This is a genomic window from Kitasatospora nipponensis (assembly GCF_039528135.1).
GTDB lineage: Bacteria > Actinomycetota > Actinomycetes > Streptomycetales > Streptomycetaceae > Kitasatospora > Kitasatospora nipponensis.
The window spans coordinates 5,916-23,548 of the sequence record NZ_BAAALF010000132.1; the positions used below are offsets into that span (position 1 = coordinate 5,916).

General features: G+C 73.8%; 16 protein-coding genes. 5 read left to right on the top strand and 11 right to left on the bottom strand.

Features of this window, described 5'->3' with window-relative positions; all coding sequences use genetic code 11:
* The first annotated feature begins 593 nt into the window (after positions 1-593).
* The 3 genes from ABD323_RS28505 to ABD323_RS28515 all read left to right on the top strand — a co-directional run bounded on the left by ABD323_RS28505 (position 594) and on the right by ABD323_RS28515 (position 3,392).
* A complete protein-coding gene (locus ABD323_RS28505) occupies positions 594-1,277 on the top strand; it encodes an alpha/beta fold hydrolase (protein WP_344444861.1) in 684 nt (227 codons plus the stop codon).
* A gap of 216 nt (positions 1,278-1,493) precedes the next feature.
* Positions 1,494-2,762 (top strand): FAD-dependent oxidoreductase, encoded by a 1,269-nt coding sequence (locus ABD323_RS28510; protein WP_344444862.1) that lies wholly within the window; start codon positions 1,494-1,496, stop codon positions 2,760-2,762.
* Between the two features lie 144 nt (positions 2,763-2,906).
* Complete coding sequence (locus tag ABD323_RS28515) at positions 2,907-3,392, top strand: hypothetical protein (RefSeq protein WP_344444863.1); 486 nt, start codon at positions 2,907-2,909, stop codon at positions 3,390-3,392.
* 54 nt (positions 3,393-3,446) lie between these two features.
* Here the strand turns inward: ABD323_RS28515 and ABD323_RS28520 are convergent, their stop codons facing one another.
* From ABD323_RS28520 to ABD323_RS28550, 7 genes are all read right to left on the bottom strand, one after another.
* Positions 3,447-5,114: a TROVE domain-containing protein gene (locus tag ABD323_RS28520; RefSeq protein ID WP_344444864.1), complete on the bottom strand. Its 1,668-nt coding sequence runs from the start codon at positions 5,112-5,114 to the stop codon at positions 3,447-3,449.
* Between the two features lie 399 nt (positions 5,115-5,513).
* Positions 5,514-6,866, bottom strand: a complete 1,353-nt coding sequence (locus tag ABD323_RS28525) for a DUF4190 domain-containing protein (RefSeq protein WP_344444865.1) — start codon at positions 6,864-6,866, stop codon at positions 5,514-5,516.
* A gap of 148 nt (positions 6,867-7,014) precedes the next feature.
* Positions 7,015-7,515, bottom strand: coding sequence for a GNAT family N-acetyltransferase (locus tag ABD323_RS28530; RefSeq protein WP_344444866.1), 501 nt, complete (start codon positions 7,513-7,515; stop codon positions 7,015-7,017).
* Between the two features lie 121 nt (positions 7,516-7,636).
* On the bottom strand, positions 7,637-7,789 hold the full coding sequence (locus ABD323_RS28535) for a hypothetical protein (protein ID WP_344444867.1): 153 nt from the start codon (positions 7,787-7,789) through the stop codon (positions 7,637-7,639).
* A 223-nt stretch (positions 7,790-8,012) separates the two neighbouring features.
* Positions 8,013-8,468 (bottom strand): hypothetical protein, encoded by a 456-nt coding sequence (locus ABD323_RS28540; protein WP_344444868.1) that lies wholly within the window; start codon positions 8,466-8,468, stop codon positions 8,013-8,015.
* A 288-nt stretch (positions 8,469-8,756) separates the two neighbouring features.
* Positions 8,757-9,302 (bottom strand): hypothetical protein, encoded by a 546-nt coding sequence (locus tag ABD323_RS28545; RefSeq protein ID WP_344444869.1) that lies wholly within the window; start codon positions 9,300-9,302, stop codon positions 8,757-8,759.
* Positions 9,303-9,617: 315 nt separating this feature from the next.
* The gene (locus ABD323_RS28550) at positions 9,618-11,114 is read right to left on the bottom strand and encodes an IMP dehydrogenase (protein ID WP_344444870.1); all 1,497 of its coding nucleotides are present in this window, start codon (positions 11,112-11,114) and stop codon (positions 9,618-9,620) included.
* Between the two features lie 422 nt (positions 11,115-11,536).
* On the opposite strand from ABD323_RS28550, the gene ABD323_RS28555 reads away from it, so the two are divergent.
* Complete coding sequence (locus ABD323_RS28555) at positions 11,537-12,295, top strand: serine hydrolase (protein ID WP_344444871.1); 759 nt, start codon at positions 11,537-11,539, stop codon at positions 12,293-12,295.
* A gap of 61 nt (positions 12,296-12,356) precedes the next feature.
* Here the strand turns inward: ABD323_RS28555 and gap are convergent, their stop codons facing one another.
* From gap to ABD323_RS28575, 4 genes are all read right to left on the bottom strand, one after another.
* Positions 12,357-13,355, bottom strand: coding sequence for a type I glyceraldehyde-3-phosphate dehydrogenase (gap, locus tag ABD323_RS28560; RefSeq protein ID WP_344444872.1), 999 nt, complete (start codon positions 13,353-13,355; stop codon positions 12,357-12,359).
* Between the two features lie 116 nt (positions 13,356-13,471).
* A complete protein-coding gene (locus tag ABD323_RS28565) occupies positions 13,472-14,428 on the bottom strand; it encodes a GlxA family transcriptional regulator (RefSeq protein ID WP_344444873.1) in 957 nt (318 codons plus the stop codon).
* A 111-nt stretch (positions 14,429-14,539) separates the two neighbouring features.
* Positions 14,540-15,463: an MBL fold metallo-hydrolase gene (locus ABD323_RS28570; RefSeq protein ID WP_344444874.1), complete on the bottom strand. Its 924-nt coding sequence runs from the start codon at positions 15,461-15,463 to the stop codon at positions 14,540-14,542.
* A 220-nt stretch (positions 15,464-15,683) separates the two neighbouring features.
* Entirely contained in the window at positions 15,684-16,241 is a 558-nt protein-coding gene (locus ABD323_RS28575) for a TetR/AcrR family transcriptional regulator (protein ID WP_344444875.1), read from the bottom strand.
* Between the two features lie 181 nt (positions 16,242-16,422).
* Between ABD323_RS28575 and ABD323_RS28580 the strand changes: the two genes are divergently transcribed.
* Positions 16,423-17,463 carry an NAD(P)-dependent alcohol dehydrogenase gene (locus ABD323_RS28580; protein WP_344444876.1) on the top strand — a complete coding sequence of 347 codons (1,041 nt, stop codon included), beginning with the start codon at positions 16,423-16,425 and terminating at the stop codon, positions 17,461-17,463.
* Positions 17,464-17,633 lie beyond the last annotated feature (170 nt).

Consider the following 17,633-nt stretch of genomic DNA (forward strand, 5'->3'; position numbering starts at 1 on the left):
ATCGGGTCTTCCTGGTGGGGTAGCCGGACCGCGAGGCGGGTACGGGTGACTCTGGGCACGGCGGTGCCAGGGGGTTGGCGCTCGCCGAAGGCCCTCGACCGCGGACCGCGGGCGGGTGCCCGCCGGGCCGCAGGACCGTCCTGGCACGGTGCGCCGTGGTTGCCCCTGTGGGTGGGGACCGGGTGCGGTGCCAGGTGAGGAACCGGTTGAATGCCGGGATTCTTGCCCGATCGTTCGAGTACTGTCAATCTCCGGCCGGGCCTCGGCAGTGTGTTCAGAAGCACTGTCCGGAAGGGGCCCCGGAGAAGGTAACTTGGGTCGGTCGCGCCTCGATCCGGCTCCACCTGTGGCTCTCGCCACGGAGGCCTCGCACCGCGCCGGGCCCGTCCTGGCCGAGCGGCCGTCGCGCCCCCGGGTCGGTCCGGCGGGCTCCATCGTCCGAGTCCGGGCGGATGAGGGCCGGGCTGCCGGTGCCCGCGGGTCGCCCGCATCTGACCAGCTGTGAGAGGCCGTCAACTGCCGCTCGACGAGGGACCGTCAGCTGTCCGCGAATCCGCTCGCGGGTCCCGGGACCCCACGGCTACGGTGCGGGGATGGCTGATCATCGCTTCATCGACGTCGCAGGGGTCCGGCTCGCCTACCAGGTCTCGGGTCCGCCGGACGCCCCGCCGCTGGTGCTGCTACCCGCGCTGGGCGAGGGCGCCCCGGACTGGGACGTGGTGGCGCCCGCCTTCGCCGCCCACCGGCGGGTGTACGCGCTCGAGCTGCGGGGTCACGGCGGCAGCGACTGGCCGGGCCACTACTCGCTGGAGCTCATGCGGACCGACGTGCTCGGCTTCCTGGACGCGCTGGCCCTCGACCGCGTGGACCTGATCGGCCACTCGATGGGCGGAGTGGTGGCCTACCTCGTCGCCCAGGAGCAGCCGCACCGGGTGAACCGGCTCGTCCTGGAGGACGTCCCGGTCCCCCGTCCCCGGGAGCCGACCTCCCCGACCCGGCCGGACGGGGAGCTGGCCTTCGACTGGGAGATGGTGCCGGCGATCAGGACGCAGCTGGACGCGCCCGACCCGGCCTGGCTCGAACGGCTGGGCAGGATCACCGCGCCGACCCTCGTCGTGGCCGGTGGTCCGGGCAGCCACATCTCCCAGGACGGCATCGCCGAGCTGGCCCGTCGCATTCCGGATGGGCGCGTGGTCACCGTTCCGGCCGGTCACCTGATCCACGACGCCGAACCGGAGGCGTTCACGGCGGCGACGCTGTCGTTCCTGCTCGCCTGAGCCGGGCGCCCGGGCGCCGTGCTATCCCATGGGCTGCGCGGGCCGGCGCCGGACGCCGTGCTAGGGTCATCGTCGCTTGGTGGAATGCGCGAAAAAACTCGCTCCTGAATGGTGTTTCTGAGCGGCGCCCGTGCGGTGTTCGTTCCTCCTCGAGGAACCCGGTGCTTCCTTCGTGATCGTGAACGAAGGCAGAGGACTGTGCTTTTTCCGTACCGTGTGATCATCGTTGGCGCTGGACTGGGCGGGCTCGCACTCGCCCACGGCCTGCGCGGCCAGGGCGTCGACGTGGCCGTCTACGAACGTGACGCCCACCCCGACGCCCGCCCGCAGGGCTACCGCATCCAGCTCGACGAACCCGGCCTGACCGGCCTGCGGCGCTGCCTGCCCGCCCCGCTCTTCCGGCTCTGCCTGGCGACCGCCGGCGCGCCGCCCGCGCGGGTGTCGGTCCGCAACCGCCGCCTGGAGGTCCTGGCGGACCGGGCCGCGGGCGGCGGCAGCCCCGAGACGGCCGGCGGCTCCGGTGCGGCTGGTGGTTCCGGCGGTCCCGGCGGGGCAGCGGGCCCGTACGCGTTCAACCGCCCGACCCTGCGTCAGATCATGCTCAGCGGGCTCACCGGGCACGTGCACTACGGCGCGCGGCTGGTGGACTACCGGCACGAGGCGGACGGTCGGGTCACCGCGCGCTTCGCCGACGGCCGCAGCGCGACCGGTGACCTGCTGGTCGGCGCGGACGGTGTCCACTCCGCCGTACGCCGGCTGCTGCTGCCCGGCGCCCGGGTCGAGGACGCCGGCCTGCGGCTGGTCTACGGCCGGATACCGCTCGACGCGAGGAGCCGGGCGGGCCTGCCCGACTGGGTCTTCGAGAGCATCTTCACCGTGATCACCGGCGGCCCGGGCCACCCGCACCTGGGCGTGGGCCCGGTGGAGCTCGGCGCCCGGCCCGAGCACGCGGGTCTGGCGCAGCGCCCGCCCGCGGCGCTCTCCCCGGTCGGCGACTACCTCGCCTGCATGGTCGGAGCCCCGGCCGACCACCCCGCGATGCCGGCCTTCGAGGAACTGCGCGAGCTCACGCCCGCGGCGCTGCGCGACCTGGCCCTGCGGGTGCTGGGTGAGGACTGGCACGAGGACGTGCACCGCCTGCTGGCCCGTTGGGACACCCACTCGCTCTTCCCACTGCGGATCTCCACCGCCACCCCGGTGCCGGCCTGGGAGTCCGGTCCGGTCACCCTGATCGGCGACGCGATCCACGCGATGAGCCCGGTGTTGGCGATGGGCGCCAACACCGCCGTCCGCGACGCCGGCGAACTCACCCGCGCGCTCGGCGGCGCGGGCGACGCCCCCGACCCCGCCGGCCCGCTGGTGGCGGCGGTCCGCGCCTACGAGGGCCGGATGAGGGAGTACGCCTTCGCGATCGTGGCCGACTCCCGCCGGACCGGTCAGCGGCGGGTCGGCCAGCGCGAGCGGCCGCGGCCGCTACCGCGGTGACGGCCGGGCTCGCGATGAGCCCGGCCGGCTGCGGCTGCGGCTGCGGCTGCGGTGGCGGTGATCGGCGGGATGGCAAACGGCGGCAAACGGCGGCAAACGGCGGCACCCCCACCACCGGCCCGCCGGTGACTCGTTGGACGGACCGTGGCAGAGGAAGCCGGGCGCGAGCCCGTGGCGGTGCTGTGGGCGTTCGTGGTGCGCGAGGCGCCCCAGGGGCCGCCGATCGCCGAGATGTTCGTGGAGATCGAGGAGCGGCGCTACGCCGAGCTGCTGGAGGACGCCCTCGTCAGCGGCTTCGCGCTGGCCACCGGTGAGCCGCCCCCGACCAGCGCGGCCGTGCTGGTGCGCGAGGGGCGACTGGCCGAGCTGGCGCTGGCGGGCGGGCACCGCGGCTGGGCCACGGCGCAGCCGCCCTCGCTCTCCGGGGAGTGGCTGGCCGCGGCCGCGGACCGGCGGCTCGTCGTGGTCGTCCTGCTCCCACCCGGCACCATGGCGCGCGCCGCCGAACCACCGGCGCCGGACCACGCGGCGTCGGGTGTCGCCGCCGACGCTTTCATGAGCGCGGTGGAGGCGGCGCGGTCGGTGGGCCGGCTGTTCCACGGCACGGCGCGGGTGGTGGGGGAGACCTGAGCCGAGCGGGAGATCCCCGGCCCGGTGGCGGGGCCCGCGAGGGCCGGGACGGCCTCACTCCCAGGGCCAGGCGGCCTCCCGGCCGGACTCCAGCAACGGGATCAGCCGGAAGGCGGCGTCGCTCAGCCCGCCGAAGGTGTGCCGGTGCGGTCCGGCGGGGGTGTGACCGGCGGCGTACCCGGCCAGGTTCCAGGTGTAGACGGGGACGTCCCGCGGCACGGCGGCGAACGGGTCGCGGCTCGTCGTCCAGCGCGCCTGTTCGTCGGTGACCACCACCACCCGGTCGTGCCGGCGGTAGTTCCGGGTGACCGCGGCGGCGGTCTCGGTGCCGCCCAGGTCGTGGAACCGCTCCAGGACCCGTAGGACGGACTCGCCGGGGGCCGCCTCGACCGGTCGGCTCCCGGTGCCGAACTCGACGAGGTCGGCCTGCTCGGCCCGCAGCGCCAGGGCGGTGCCGAAGATGGCGGCGGAGTCGGCCCGGTTGAGCTCACTCCTGGCGCTGGGCGTGTCGAACATCGAGCCCGAGCGGTCCACCAGCACCAGGGTCCGGCCGGCCAGCGCCGGCACGTTGCCGAGCGAGTGTCCCAGCGCCGTCTCCAGCGCCCGCTCCCACCGTGGCGCCGGAGCGTTGCGGCAGGCGGCCAGGTAGCGGAACGGGAACTGCCGGGAGCGGGCCACCTCGGCCGGGTCCGCGATCCGGGCGGCCACCACGGCGGCCGTCTCGTCGCTGACGCCCGCCTGGTCGAAGTTGCGCAGGTTGCGCAGCAGCGCCATCGGCCCCATCGAGGGGATCACGGCCTCCCAGACCGCGCCGTCCAGGGGTCCCTGCAGCCAGCCCGCCAGGGCCTCCCAGGTCATCGCGGCCTCGGCCAGGCGCTCGGCCCCACCCGGTCCGGTGACCAGCGCGTGCCGCCGCTCGACCGGAACGGAGAGCAGCGTGTGATGGGCGTCCAGGAACCGTTCGCCGTCCGGCGGCAGGGCGCGTTCGGGGCGGTGGCGGCGGTCCAGCGCGTAGCGGAACAGCCCGCCCTGCCACGGCCGGTCCGCGGCCGGCGCCGGATGGGTCAGCTCCAGGACGTCGCCGAACCGGTAGGCGCGGCCGGGGGTGTCGTACTTCAGCAGCGCCCGACCGGTGTAGAGCCGGCGGGCGGCGTCGGCGATCCCGCGCTTGACCGGCTGCGGCAGCCGGCGCCCGTACCGGGGCACCCAGTACTCCAGCAACTCGCCCGGCTCGTCGGCGCGTTGGAGGACGGCGTCGATGACCTGCCGGGACAGGCCCGGGGCCCCGGCGTCCAGCCGGGCCCGGGTGAACTCGGCCGCGCCCACCAGGGCCGCCGTGCGCAGCTGCCCCTCGGTGCGCAGCCAGCGCAGCAGGCCCGACGTCCACTGCGGTGCGTCGACGGCGAGTTGGCGGACCAGGCGGACGAAGCGCTCGTCACGGGAGGTGGCGCTCTCGTAGTAGCTCTGCTGACCGACCAGATGGGTGACGGCGAGCAGGAAGAGTTCGGACTTCGGCTCCCGGACGTAGCCGGCCCCGCCCTGGTGGTTGGTCACCCACGGCACCGGGACGGCCGGCTGGGGCCGGCCCCGGGTGGGCGGGGGAGTCCATCGTCCGTGGAGGGAGAGCGGAGAGGTCGCCCCGCCTGCGGTCAGGCCCGGTACCTCGGCCTGGATCTCTGCCCTGGCCTCGGCCTTGGCCCGCCCGCGGTTGAACTGGGTCATGCAGAGGTCCCCCTGGTGGGTGGTGGGTCCGTGAGTGGTGGATCCGAAGGGTGCGCGCCGCCGCGCGAGGGACGCCCGTGCGCAGCCGGGGCGCGGGTCGCGGGGCAGGGCGGAACCCCGTACGGGGCGTGGGTCGCTCGCGGGCCGGGGCGCTGCCGATCAGCGCCGGCCGCGGGGCGCGACGGTGGTGCGCGACAAGGTGGCGCCTCCCGAGATCAGAAGGGGTACCGGTGGTTTTTTGACAGGAAGTAACCGGGGCCCGGCGCACCGGGAGGCACGCGAGAGGAAGCTATCGGACCGGGTCCCGCGGCGCATCCGAATTTCCGCACCGCCGGTGCGGTCGGCCGGGAGCGCCGCCGGGGCTGTGGGGAGCCGTGGGGAGCCGTGGGTGAACCGCTGTCAGACGGTCGCGGCCGTGGGTGTGCCGCCCGCGCCGGGCCGGGCCGTGGCCGATGGAGGAGTGGTCGGCTTCGCACCGGCGGAGTCGGCGGACAGGTCCCGGTCCGGGAGTGCGAACGCGCGGCGGCCGGCGGCTTCGAGGGCTGTGGGGTTGTGGTTCTGCAGCGCCGCGTTGAAGGCGCTCAGCGGGTCGGCGTAGGACTTCGCGACCGCGCTCCAGACGGCCTCGTCGGCCTGCAGCGCGTTGACCACGGCGGCGGCCCGCTCCCTGACGTCCGCGGGCCACGTCGACCGGGTGAACGCGTACTCGGTCTGGTTCAGCGTCCGCACGGCGTCCGTCGCGGTCTGGATCGCCATGTCCGGATCCGTCACCGGGACGCGCAGCAGGTGGCGCAACGACTCGAGCGAGGAGACGTCCTGTAGGAAGTCCCGCTGGCTCTGCGTCAGGTTGGTGCCGTCCCGGCGCAGTGACCCGGTGCCGCCGCCGGGCGTGGTGTCGTGCAGGTAGCAGATGACGGTGTGCCCGTTGCGGGTCCACTCGGCCGGCGTGTCCGGGGAACTGTACTGGGACTCAATGGTGGACGAGCGGGCCCACGGGTCGAGGATGTAGGACGACTCGGCGCCGTTGCAGGCGATGGCGGCCTGCGTCCTCACCTGCTGCGCCCCGGGGAAGCGGGAGCCGGGCAGCACCACCAGGGCGGTCACCTCGCCGTAGTGCGGGCCCGAGCAGGCCGTCGGCATGATCTGGGGGCCACCACCGGCGGTCTGCTCGCTGAAGCAGTCGCCGGGCTGCAGTCGGTCGCCGGTGCCGGTGCCGGTGCCGGTGCCCGGGGTGCCCGGGACTTCGGGGACAGCGGGTGCGGTCGTGCGGTACGGCGGAGCCGGGGTGCCGTCCGCGGTGTCGAAGTGGAAGTGGAGGGTACCGGTCAGCAGGCCGAACGTCGCGGCGATCAGTCCGACGACGCCCAGGACCACGCCCGCTACGGCGAGCCCGCGCCCGCGCTGGTGACGGCCACGGAGCTGGACCAGTGCGGCGATCCCGAAACCGAGCGCGGCCGGCCACAGGCAGCAGGTGAGCCCGGTGACCAGCGAGGTGACGGCGAGTCCGTTGCTGCCCTCGACGAAGCGACGCCCGTCCACGCCGTGCGGTGGCGGTCCGTAGGGGGCCTGGTACGCGCCGGGCACCGACCAGGGGGAGGCCGTGTGGGTGGGCGGCGCCGCCCAGGGGTCGGCGGGTTGCGCCGCGGGCGGGGCCCAGGCGCTGCCGGCGGCGGGTGGCGGGGTCCGCTCGATGGGCGGCTCGGTGTCCCGCGATGCCGCCACCCTGTCGTCGGGCCGTCCTGCGTCCGTCATCGTTCCGTCCCCCAAGCCCGCTGCGCATGCAGCCGTTCGTTCGCGGCCGGACTCTAGCGGATCAAGGAGGCACCCGCGCGGCCGGGGGTGCCAGCGGCAACCCGGCCGTCACCGGTCACCCAGGCGCGTGCCCGGGGGTGATGACGGTCTACCGCCGGAGCACCAGGTCGCGCTGGAACCAGATGCCCGACGTGCCGCCGAGGTCGGCCGGGTCGGCCGGGGGGACTTCGACGAACCCGGCCTTGGTCAGTACCCGCTGGGAGGCGGCGTTGGCGCGGGCGGTGCCGGCCCGCAGCGTGTGCAGCCCGTGCCGCGCCACGGCCAGCCCGCACAGCTCCCGGACCGTCGCGGTCGCCACGCCGCGGCCCGCGACGTGCTGCGCGACCCGGTAGCCGAGTTCGGCCGCACCGTTCTCGAGGTCGTACAGGTTGAACCGGCCCAGGACCGAGCCGTCCTCGTCGAGGAGCACGTAGAAGACGCAGATGCCGGCCTCCTGCTCGGCCAGCAGGGCGACGTACCGGTCGGCGAACCGGTCGAAGTACTCGTCGCCGCGGTCGGCGACCGAGGCGGCGAAGTAGGCGCGGTTCGCCAGCTCGAAGGCCAGGACCGCGGGGGCGTGGTCGGCGTGCAGCCGCTTCAGCTCGGGCACCGGGCCACTGTACCCAGGCCTCGCGGGACCCGGTCCTGACGTGGGGTGCGTCACGTCCGCCGGGGACAGCAGAACGGGCCGCCACCGAAAGTTCGGTGACGGCCCGTCGCGGTCGGGGTGCTCACGCGGTCAGGTTGGTCAGCACCTGGTGCGCACGCCGGGTGAGGCGTTCGGCGCGGTCCTTGACGCGGACCGCGTGGAGGAGCCGGTACTGCTCGGCCTCCCGCAGTCGCTCGTCGATGGTGGCCCGCGCGGCGTCGAGTTGGAAGGTCATGGTGTATTCCCCCTGGTCGTGGGGTGGTCCGTCGACATCACTCTGATGCCAGTCCCGGAGGCCGCCCTCATGCTTCATATTCTACACCCAAACGAGTCCAACGCCTTTCAATTTTCCCTCGACTTGGAGAACTGCCTGCCAATCGAAGGCCAACTAGCGCTTCGAGGCCGAGTCCGCCCCCACCTCCGGTGGCAGCGCGCCGCCACCGGGGGAGGGGTGCGCCTCAGGAGTCGGCGGGCGCGGCGGGCTGGTCGACCTCGATCGTGATCTTCTGCGCGTCCGCCGCGGCGGGCGGGACCGCGCCGATGTCGGAGACGGTCGTCACCACGATCGCGGGGGCGTCCGGCACCCAGTTGGTGGTCTTCGACGGGACGATGACCGTGGTGGTCTGCGCGGTGCCGTCACAGACGATCAGGTCCTCGGCGACGCGGGTCGACCCGAACGCGATGGTGGAGGGGTCCTGCGGATCGGGCTGTTCCACCGACACGTTCAGCGAGCGCTCACCCGCCGGGGCGTCGCAGGTGTAGGTGACGGTCGCATGGACCTTGCCCGGGTACTTCGCGTCGATGACCGCGGTGTCGATGCCGATGCTGTCCACCGCCGACGCCGCGGGCGCCGCCACCAGCGTGCCGGCGCTCGCGACCAGCACGGCCATGCCCAGCCTGACGACCTGTCTCATGCCTGCTCCTTGATCCATTGGCCCCCGCACCCACTATCAGACGGCCCCCCGCGATCGGCGAGCGGACCGCAGCCGATCGCGGGGGGCCGGTGCCCCTCTGCTGGTGTCGGGCGTGCGGCCTCGGTGGGTGAGGGGGCCATCGAGCGGCTGCAGGGGCACGGCGATGAGCGCGCCGTCGACGCTGCCGTCGGCCTGGCCGACGTCCGCGGTCGCCCGGCCTGATGCGGCACCGACCGACGCCCGTGCCGTGCCGTGATGTCGACGCTGCCGTCGGCCTCGGCCTCGGCCTCAGCCCGGTTGTTCCGCGAGGAGGCGGAACGCGCGGGCGTCCGCCTCCACCTGGTCGAGCGTGAGGGTGTCGGAGCTGCTGCCCCGGACCTCGCTGAACATCGCCTGCATGCTGCCGTCGGCCCACAGGCAGATGCCGCTGGGCTGGGCGACCAGGCTGGGAGGGTCGATGCCGCAGGCCATCGCGCCCCCGCGCGCCCCCGGGTCGGCGCGGTGTGCGTGGAGGATCACGTCGTTCGTGGCGCCCCCTCGCCTGAGGGCGTCGGCCAGGGAGGAGGACGGCCAGAAGTCGTGCCGCTGGTAGCCCATGACCATGACGTAGCCGCTGCTGGGGCTGCCGTAGGACGCACCGAACGCCTTGGGGTCCGCCGCACCCGACGCCACTTCCTGCTGGATCCGCTTCGTCAGTGGACTGTCGGCCTCGACGGGCAGCCCCTCGAACTCCCGCGGCGTGACGTACCGGTAGGCCCCCAGCCCCGCGATGTTGTCAGCGAAGGCGTACCCCGTCCCGGCGACGACCAGGACCGCGGCGCCGGCCGCGATCAACCAGCGGCGACGGTTGCGTCGTGGCGCGGCAGGCGCCGGGTCCCCAGGCGCCGGGTCCTCAGGCGCCGGGTCCTCGGGTACCGGGTCCCCAGGGGTCGGGTCCTCGACGGTCGGGTCCTCGGTCGGGGGTATTTCTGACGGCACGTGCGGTCTCCTGAGCTCGGGTGGGAGCGCACAGCGAAGCAGCTCCGAGCAGGCCTGGCAAGATCGGTTCCCGCCGCCGCCGTCTGGCGGGACCCCTGGCGGGGGTAACGGCGGCGCGTGCACCGTTACCCCCACGCCGGAAGCCTCGGTTCCCGGCAGTCCGTCGGTCCGTCAGGCGATGGTGGCCGGGGTGTCCCGCAGGGTGACGTTGGCGTGGCTCTCCTGGAAGCTCTGGTCGGAGACCAGGGTCAGCCGGGCGGTGGACTGGAACTCCGGCAGGGTGACGGAGCCGCAGGAGACCATCGTGGTCCGGAGCTTGGCGATGGTCAGGGCGAGGCCCTCGTTGAGGTCGCCGGCATAGGGCACGTAGCCGTCGACGCCCTCCTCGAAGATCAGGCCCTGGCCGCCCTGGCCGTAGCGCTGCCAGTTGCGGGCGCGGTTCGAGCCCTCACCCCAGTACTCCTTGACGAAACCGTCGCGGGTGGGGAGCTTCGCGCCGGCGGCCTGGTCGAAGCGGGCGAAGTAGCGCCCCATCATGACGAAGTCCGCGCCCATCGCCAGCGCCAGGGCCACGTGGTAGTCGTGCACCAGTCCGCCGTCGGAGCAGATCGGCACGTACTCGCCGGTGCGGTCGCGGAAGGCGTCCCGGGCCGCGGCGACGTCCAGCACCGCGCTGGCCTGGCCGCGGCCGATGCCCTTCTGGTCGCGGGTGATGCAGATGGAGCCGCCGCCCACGCCGACCTTGACGAAGTCCGCGCCCGCCTCCGCGAGGAAGGTGAAGGCCTCACCGTCGACGACGTTGCCGCCGCCGGTCGGGATGTCCGGGTAGTGCTTCTTCACCCAGCTCAGCGCCTGCGCCTGCCAGTCGCTGTAGCCGTCGGAGGAGTCGAAACAGAGCGCGTCCGCGCCGGCTTCCAGCAGGGCGGGCACGCGCTCGCGGTAGTCGTGGGTGTTGATGCCCGCGCCCACCCGCAGGCGCTTGGCGGAGTCCACCGCCTGGTGCGGGAAGCGCTTGTTGTCCGCGTAGTCGGACCGGAACACCAGGTACTGCAGCCGGCCCTCGGCGTCCAGGACCGGCAGGCAGTCCAGCCGCTGGTCCCACAGCCGCGCGTTGGCCTGGGAGAGGGTGGTGTCGGCGCCGGCGTGCGGCAGGTCGGCGACGGCGGTCATCCGACCGCTCACCGGTCCCTCCAGGTCGTGGCGCTGGGGGTGGAAGTCGCGCGAGGTCACCAGGCCGAGCAGGCGACCGGTGGCGGTGCCGTCCTCGGTGACCGCGGCGGTGCTGTGACCGGTGCGCTGCATGACGGCGACCAGGTGGCGCAGGCTGTCGTCCGGGCGGACGTTGGTGTCGCTGGTGACGAACCCGGCCTTGAAGTTCTTCACCTGGCGGACGGCCGCGGCCTGGTCCTGGATCGACTGGTTGTGGTGCAGGAAGCTCAGACCGCCGTTGCGCGCCAGCGCGATCGCCAGTTCCGGCGTGCTGACCGCCTGCATGATGGCGGAGGTGAAGGGGGAGCCCAGCTCGATCGCCGACCGCTCGCCGACCGCGTGCCGCACCAGGGGCGTGGACAGGTCGACCGTCGCGGACGAGCAGTCGGTGCGGGTCCGGTTCGGCAAGAGCAGAAACTCGTTGAACGTCCTCGAGACCTCGGCGATGATCTGTGCCACTCGTTCCTCCTGACCCGTCGACCGGGGCCCGACTGCCCGGCCGTGAAGATCGCCCCGTGTCCTCGGACGGGGGGCAGGCCAGGTGCCGGCACGTCAGTTGTGGGGGCACCACGAACCACGGCAGGGCCCTGACCAGCCCGGGTCGAACGAGTCGAACCAGGGGCGGCCGTGACCGGCACCCTATCGACTACTCGGCCGCTGTACGAATCATCGTCCGGGGCCTGACCAGCCGGTCCGGCCGCGGGCGTCGTGGTCGGCGCCCCGGAGGCCGTCGATGATCATCGTATCGACGTACTGGAAGCTTCGAGGCGGCCCGGGTGACCGCCCGTCATCGGCATCGGCGGATCGTCACCCCGGCGCGAGCTCCGGTCGGTACCGTGAAGCTGTTTGTGACGCAACGTCACAAACAGGAGGGAGGTGCGATGCTGTCGATCGTGGCGGGGCCGCTGCGCGGTGCGCCGGTGGTGCTGCGGAACGCGGACGTGCTCCACGACGCCGCGAGCACGATGAAGGTGGCGGTCCTGGCGGCGCTGTACCGCAGCGCGGTGGATCTCGACGCCCCGCGTCCCGTGGTCAACCGGTTCACCTCGGTGACCGGCGGCGAGTTCGCCAACTCGCGGGACTGGGACAGTGATCCCGAGCCGTGGGGCCTGCTGGACGAGGGCGGCTCGGCCACGCTGCGCCGGCTGGCGGACCGCATGATCACGCACTCGTCGAACCTGGCCACCAACCTGTGCCTGGCCGAGACCGGCCCGCAGGCGGTGGCCGAGGTGTGGCGCAGGGCCGGGGCGACGCACAGTGCCAGCCCGCGCGGCATCGAGGACTACGCGGCCCGCGACGCCGGTGTGCACAACCGGGTCACGGCCGCTGATCTGGTGCGGCTGCTGGAATCCCTGGAGCCGGACCTGCTGGCCCTGTTGGAGCGGAACACCTGGCGGGTGGACCTGGCGGCCGGACTCCCCGAGGGGACGAGGATCGCGTTCAAGAACGGTTGGATCCCGGGGGCGCGGCACAGCGCCGCCGTGGTCCACCCCCACGACACGCCGCCGTACGTGATCGCGGTCTGTTACAGCGGCCCGCTGGCCTCCGGCCGGGACGAGTACGAGAACGACCCGGCGGCCCGCCTGCTCGCCCGGATCTCGGCCGGCGTCTGGGCCCGGCGCCGCGACCTCACCGGGTGAAACGGGCCGGGCCGGGCCGGACAGAGCGTGCGGCTCTGTCCGGCCCCGCCGGCAGTCTGCGTCAGCCGGCGGCCAGGAGCTCCAGCGTGTCGACGACGCGGTTGGAGAAGCCCCACTCGTTGTCGTACCAGGCGACGACCTTGACGTGCCGGCCGTCGACCCGGGTGAGGGCCGAGTCGAAGATCGCCGAGGCCGGGTTGCCGGTGATGTCGGAGGAGACCAGCGGATCCTCCGAGTACTCGAGGATGCCGGCCAGCGGTCCCTGGGCCGCGGCGCGGTAGGCCGCCAGCACGTCCTCGCGGGTCACCTCGCGGGCGACGGTGGTGTTGAGCTCGACGATCGACCCCACCGGGACCGGCACCCGGATCGAGTCGCCCGACAGCTTGCCCGCCAGGTTCGGCAGCACCAGGCCGATCGCCTTGGCGGCGCCCGTCGTGGTGGGCACGATGTTGACCGCGGCGGCGCGGGCGCGGCGCGGGTCGCGGTGCGGACCGTCCTGCAGGTTCTGCTCCTGCGTGTAGGCGTGCACCGTCGTCATGAAGCCGTGCTCGATGCCGGCGAGGTCGTCGAGCACCGCGGCCAGCGGCGCGAGCGCGTTGGTCGTGCAGGAGGCGTTGGAGAGGATCGTGTGCGCGGCCGGGTCGTAGGCCCCGGTGTTGACCCCGTAGGCGAGCGTGACGTCGGCGCCGTCCGCCGGCGCGCTGACGAGCACCTTGGTCGCGCCGGCCTCGAGGTGGGCGCGGGCGCCCTCGGCGGAGGTGAAGCGCCCGGTCGCCTCGAGCACGATATCGACACCGAGTTCGGCCCACGGCAGCCGCGCCGGCTCGCGCTCGGCGAGCACGGTGATGCGACGGCCGTCCACGACCAGGGCATCGCCCTCGACGGTCACCGGGCGACCGAGCCGGCCCGCCGTCGTGTCGTAGGCGAGCAACTGCGCGAGGGCGACGGGCTCGGTGAGGTCGTTGACGGCCACGACCTCCAGACCGCTGCCGCGCTCCAGCAGCGCGCGCAGCACGTTGCGTCCGATGCGGCCGAATCCGTTGATGGCGATGCGAGTCATGAGTGGTGTCCTTTCGGGTTCACCCCCAGGCTCGCGTACGCCGTCGGCCGCCGACAGCGGCATGATCGCCAGGGTTCGAAAGGATCGTGCCACCGGCCGGCAGCGCGCCACCCGCCCTATTCACCCCGGGTGAAGGTGCGCCGGTACTCGCTCGGTGTGGTGCCGAGGACGCGCTGGAAGTGCAGCCGCAGGTTCGTCCCGGTGCCGAGGCCGACGTCGGCGGCGATCTGCTCGACGGTCCGCTGCGAACGCTCCAGCAGCGCGCGGGCCAGGTCGATGCGCGCCCGCATGACCCACTGCATCGGCGTGTACCCCGTGTCCTCGACGAAGCGCCGCGAGAAGGTGCGCGGCGACACCGCCGCGTGCCGGGCGAGCACCTCCAGGGTGAGGGGCTCGTCGAGCCGGTGCAGCGCCCACTCGCGGGTGACGGCGAAGCGTTCGCCGAGCGGCTCGGGCACGCTGCGCGGCACGTACTGCGCCTGGCCGCCGCTGCGGTAGGGGGCCGCGACCAGGCGGCGGGCCGCGTGGTTGGAGGCGGCCACCCCGAGGTCGCCGCGCAGGATGTGCAGACACAGGTCGATGCCGGAGGCCGCGCCGGCCGAGGTGAGCACGCTGCCCTCGTCGACGAACAGGACGTTCTCGTCGACCCGCACGAGCGGGCGCTTCGCCGCGAGCACCCGCGTGTAGTGCCAGTGCGTCGTGGCGCGCCTGCCGTCGAGCAGACCCGTCGCGGCGAGCGCGAAGGCGCCGGTGGAGATGGCGGCGAGCCGCGCCCCTCGGTCGTGGGCGGCCACGAGCGCGTCGAGGACGGCCTGCGGCGGGTCGTCGCGGTCCGGGAACCGGTAGCCGGGCAGGAAGACGAGGTCGGCCCAGGCGAGTGCCTCGAGCCCGTGGGCCACCGCGTACGACAGCCCGTCGCCCCCGGTCACCAGCCCGGGCGCGGCACCGCACACCCGCACCTCGTACGGCATGCTCGCGCGGGTCGCGAACACCTGGGCGGGGATGCCGACATCGAGCGGCTTCGCGCCTTCGAGCACGAGGACGGCCACATGCCGTAGGTCGGGGACGGACACGGGGTCGAGGCTAGTCGAGTGGTGGGCGGGCCCGCTGGTCACGGCGTGTCCCCGGCCGTTCGCCGGTTTCGGTCCTCCCGGCTCGTTCGTCCCGGCTCGTTCGTCCCGGCCTCACGCCCGCACGGGGGCGCCCGGTTCGGCCAGCAGGCGGTAGCTTCCCCGGTGGCTGCGCACCACCCCGGCGGTGGGGTGCGGGAAGTGGGTCCCGAGCAGCAGGCCGTCGGCGTCGGCCAGGCCCGCGAGCAGGCGGTGGCGGGTGCGGATCGCCTGCTCGGGGTCGATGTCGACGCAGCTGGTCAGGTGGGGGTGGGAGAGCTGCACGGGGTGGTGGATGCTGTCGCCGGTGATCAGGGCGGACCGGTCGGTGCCGCTGACCTCCACCGCGACCTGCCCGGGGGTGTGGCCGGGGGCGGGGACCAGCCGGACGCCGGGCGCCACCTCCAGCCCGTCCTCGGGCACGTCGGCGAGCTCGAACCGACCACTGTCGCGGACCGGGTGGACGGAGTCGCGGAACATCTGGCGGCGGGCCTCGTCCATGTCGGCCCCGGCCCAGAAGTCCCACTCGGTCCGGCTGGTCAGGTAGCGGGCGCGGGGGAACGTCGGCTCCCAACGCCCGTCGCGCAGGCGGGTGTTCCAGCCGACGTGGTCGGTGTGCAGGTGGGTGTTGATCACCAGGTCCACGGACTCGGGCGGGAACCCGGCGGCGGCGAGGCGCTGCAGGTAGTCGGTGTCCAGGTCGTTCCAGGCCGGGTTGGCCCGGGTCTTGCCGTTGCCGATGCCGGTGTCGACCAGGATGCGCAGCCCGCCGGCCTCGACGGCGAAGGTGTGGCTGGCCAGGTGAGGGGTGTCGGCGTCGGCGAAGTCCGGGCGCAGCCAGGGGGCTTCGTCGATGACCTCCCTGGTGACCCCGGGGAGCAGCCAGGGGCCGGTCTGCGGGGGCAGCGCGATCTCGTCGACGCGGTGGATGACGACACCCCCCAGGTCCCAGCCGGTGGGGACGGCGGTGGTGTCCTGCCGCGCGGTGCTGGGGGTCATGGCGGGTCCTCTCGTTCGGGCGCGATGTAGGGGGCTCGGGCATGGAGGCCGGTCATGGCTTCATTCGAGCACTTAAGGAGAATCCTTAGCTTTAGTCAGCCTCGCACAGGGTGAGCCGCTAACGCAAACGATTCGCTTTTGGTCCGAGCGGAATGCGCCCCCGGCCCGGCCCGGCCCGAGCTGCCGCTCGCCGCTCGCCGCACGTCTCCGCGGGCCGGCGTCAGAGTCGGTCGAGCGCCGACCCGACCAGCCTGCGGGCGTACTCGGCCGACAGGCCGTCGGGCCGGAACAGGATCCTGTACATGATCGGCGCCACCACGCCGTCCAGCAGCGCCTCCACGCCGGGCACCGCCTCGCCGCGCCCGGCCGCGCGGGCGCCGATGGTCTTCAACTGGTCGGCGGCGTAGTCGGAGCAGCGGGCGGCCCCCAGGGCCGACCCGCCGGCCACCGCGTCCCGGACGTAGGTGCGCCCCGCCGGCGCGGCCATCTCCTCGACGAACTGCTCGGCCCAGGCCTCCAGGTCCTCCCGCAGGCTGCCGTGATCGGCCGGCGGCGCGTCCGGGCGCAGCCGCAGCACCGCGACGTCGGAGAGAAGCTCCTGCAGGTCGCCCCAGCGCCGGTAGACCGTCGAGGGGGTCACCCCCGCCCGAGCGGCGATCAGCGGCACGGTGAGCGCGGCCCGGCCCCGCTCGGCCTCCAGCTCCTGCACGGCCTGGTACACCGACTGCTGCACGCGGGCACTGCGCCCACCGGGGCGCGCCTCGGCTCGGGGAGTCATGGCACCCATCCTAACGCGAATGATTTGCGTCAGCGGGGAGTCCTGCACCGGCGCGACCGTGTCCCCGCAGCGTCTGCGCGGGCGGCCGGGTGCCGCCACGGGAGTCGCCCGGTCGTTCCGGGCCGTCGACAATGGAGGCAGTCCGCCGGCACGACCGAGACCACCCTGGGAGATCGCCGTCATGACCACCGTCACCGCCTATGCCGCACCCGCCGCGAAGGCTCCGCTGGAGCGGACGACCATCGAGCGCCGCGCGGTGGGGACGCACGACCTGCAGATCGACATCAGCTTCGTGGGCGTCTGCCACTCCGACATCCACCAGGTCCGCGAGGGCTGGGGCACGGCCATCTTCCCGATGGTGCCCGGCCACGAGATCGCGGGCGTCGTCTCGGCCGTCGGATCCGGCGTGACGGAGTTCAGGGCCGGCGACCGGGTGGGCGTCGGCTGCATGGTCGACTCCTGCCGCAGGTGCGACAACTGCCGGGCGGGCCTGGAGCAGTACTGCGCCGAGGGGCCGACCTGGACCTACAACTCCGTGGGCAAGGACGGGCAACCCACCTACGGCGGCTACGCGCAGCAGGTCGTCGTCGACGAGAACTACGTGGTCCGCATCCCGGACGCCCTGCCCCTGGACGTGGCGGCCCCGCTGCTGTGCGCCGGCATCACCACCTACTCGCCGCTGCGGCACTGGAAGGCGGGCCCCGGCACGAGCGTCGCAGTCGTCGGCCTCGGCGGCCTGGGCCACCTGGGCGTGAAGATCGCGCACCGGCTCGGTGCGGAGGTCACCGTGCTGTCCCAGAGCCTGCGCAAGAAGGACGACGGCCTGCGGCTGGGTGCCCACCACTACCACGCCACCAGCGACCCGAGGACCTTCGAGGACCTGGCGGGCCGGTTCGACCTCATCCTCAGCACCGTCTCCGCCCCGCTCGACTTCGGCGCCTACGCGTCGATGCTGCGCACCGACGGGAGCATGGTGAGCCTCGGCCTCCCGGAGGAGCCGGTGCACCTCGTGCTGCAGTCGGTGGTCGGCAACCGGCGCAGCATGAGCAGCTCGGGCATCGGCGGCATCGCCGAGACCCAGGAGATGCTGGACTTCTGCGCCGCGCACGGGGTGGCGGCCGAGATCGAGCTCATCCGCGCGGACGAGATCAACGACGCGTACGAGCGGGTCCTGGCGAGCGACGTCCGCTACCGCTTCGTCATCGACACGGCGACGCTGTGACCACGCATCAGCGCCTCAGTGAGCGACGCCCGCAGCCGAGCGCCGGGCCGACTCCGCCTCGGCGCGCCTGAGCAGCCGCGCCCAGCCGTCACCCGGCGCCCGCCGGGCGATGCCGATCTCGCGCCGCAGTGCCGCGTCGTCCAGCCCCTCGAGCCGGGGGGTCCGCCGCT